Below are 1,791 nucleotides of genomic sequence, written 5' to 3' on the forward strand. Positions count from 1 at the left end.
TTCTTGAACTGGCGGCAGACAAAGGCGCGCATGTCGCGACGTTCGGGGATCTGCTGTTCATAGGCAGAGCCCCTTTCCGAGAACGGGATCAGCGACAGCGTGCCATCGCGGCTTTCGATCATCACTGTGCGCTGGCGCACGCCGCGCGCCCCGAACAGGCCGGAGCCCGACAGGATCGCCGGCTTGAAGGGGATGTTTTCCAGAGCCCGGGTGAGCTCGATAATGCTGAAGGCGTCGCCCTCAAAGATGTCCATGGTTGCCATGGGGATGTCCTTTCTCTCTCAGGCTCAGCGCAAGATGATGCCAAGTGCGGCCAAAGCCGTGGTGGCGGCGGTGATCTGGGCCTCGGTCGCACCGTCAGGCCAGACGAGCTCATGCTGGTTCACAAGCGTGGGGCCGCGCAGGACGACGACGCCAGGCGCATCGGCCGCCGAGGCATCGACACCGGCCCAGAGAATGCCAGCAGCATTCTGACTGCCGTTCGTCGCAGCCGGTGCGAGCCCGGTGTACTTGCCGCCGGTGGTGATCTTGCCGAGCACTGTGCCAGGCGCGAGCTTTCCGGCGCCCGAGGCGATGGTGACGGTTTCTCGGGTGTAATCGCGGAGCACTTCCCAGACGAGGAAGCCGCCCGCGTGTTTGCCTTCAGAGAGCGTGGTCATGATGCGTTAGCCTTTCGTCTTGAAAGTGCGGGCGATCACATCGCCCCAGGATTGGGTGGTGGCCGCGCGCCCGGGTTGAGCGTGGGCAGCGGTGATGTTGGGGGTGTTCTCTGCCTTGGCGCCGAGAAGACGGTTGCGGACCTCATCGAGGCTCGCGTCCTCTTCCAGAAAGCGCCCTGCCATCTGCGGCTGACCGGCCAGGCGGCAGAGATCGATCACGGCCCGCGCATGGGCGATGGCCTCCGCGCGAATGGCGCTGGCCTCCGGAGCAGTGTTGGCGACTGCAACACTGCTCTCGGACGGGCTGGATGGGCGGGTGTTCCCGTCGGAAACACCCACGTCCCGGTTCTCCGGCGGCGTGATTTCGTCCGGAGGGATGTTGTCGTGTCCAACATCCCCTTCGGGATCGTCGGCTCCAGCCGCGTCTGCCTCCGATGCGCCGTCCGTGTCAGAACCGTTGGATGCCCCAACGGTTTCGATCGCCTCCACCACTTCCGGCGGTGCATTGCGGAAACGCGCCACATCGAAGGAGGCGGCGAGTTTCACGGGCTCGGCAATGCGGTCGATAAGCCCGAGATCCAGTGCGTCCTTGGCATCAAGCCAGGTCTCGGCCGCCATCAGGGTGGCGATTTCGTCATCGGGCTTGCCGGATTTGGCGGCATAGCCCTGGATAAGGCTGCCCTTTACCTTGTCCAGCGCCGCGGCCGTGGCGCGCATGTCCTCAGCCGTGCCCATGACGAGTCCTGAAGGGTCATGGATCATAAGGAAAGCGTTCTCGGGCATGACAATCTCTTCGCCTGCCATGGCGATGTAGCTCGCCGCCGAGGCCGCGATACCATCAATCCAGACGGTGATCGTGCCCGCATGCCGCTGCAGCGCGTTGTAAATGGCGACTGCATCAAAGACCGAGCCGCCGGGGCTGTTGAGGCGCAGATCAATCGCCGCATCGTCGGGCAGCGCGCCGAGTTCCGCGAGGAACCCCTTGGCGCTGACACCATAGGCGCCGATTTCGTCATAGATCAGCACTTCCGTGCCCGACGCACGGGCACGGATCGTGTACCAGGATTTCATGGGGTTACTCCTGCTGCGGTGTCGTGGACGACCCGCTGCCGTCCTCGTTGGGGGTATCTGG

The 1,791-nt window shown here is 64.3% G+C and carries 3 protein-coding genes; all 3 read right to left on the bottom strand.

Features of this window, described 5'->3' with window-relative positions:
* The coding region (locus tag P0X85_RS15005; RefSeq protein ID WP_275815148.1) for a major capsid protein at positions 1–254 on the bottom strand (254 nt) is incomplete at its 3' end.
* 33 nt (positions 255–287) lie between these two features.
* Positions 288–659 carry a head decoration protein gene (locus P0X85_RS15010; RefSeq protein WP_173496025.1) on the bottom strand — a complete coding sequence of 124 codons (372 nt, stop codon included), beginning with the start codon at positions 657–659 and terminating at the stop codon, positions 288–290.
* A gap of 6 nt (positions 660–665) precedes the next feature.
* Positions 666–1,730: a head maturation protease, ClpP-related gene (locus tag P0X85_RS15015; RefSeq protein WP_173496024.1), complete on the bottom strand. Its 1,065-nt coding sequence runs from the start codon at positions 1,728–1,730 to the stop codon at positions 666–668.
* Positions 1,731–1,791: the final 61 nt, after the last annotated feature.

Source organism: Pseudothioclava nitratireducens (assembly GCF_029210495.1).
GTDB lineage: Bacteria > Pseudomonadota > Alphaproteobacteria > Rhodobacterales > Rhodobacteraceae > Pseudothioclava > Pseudothioclava nitratireducens.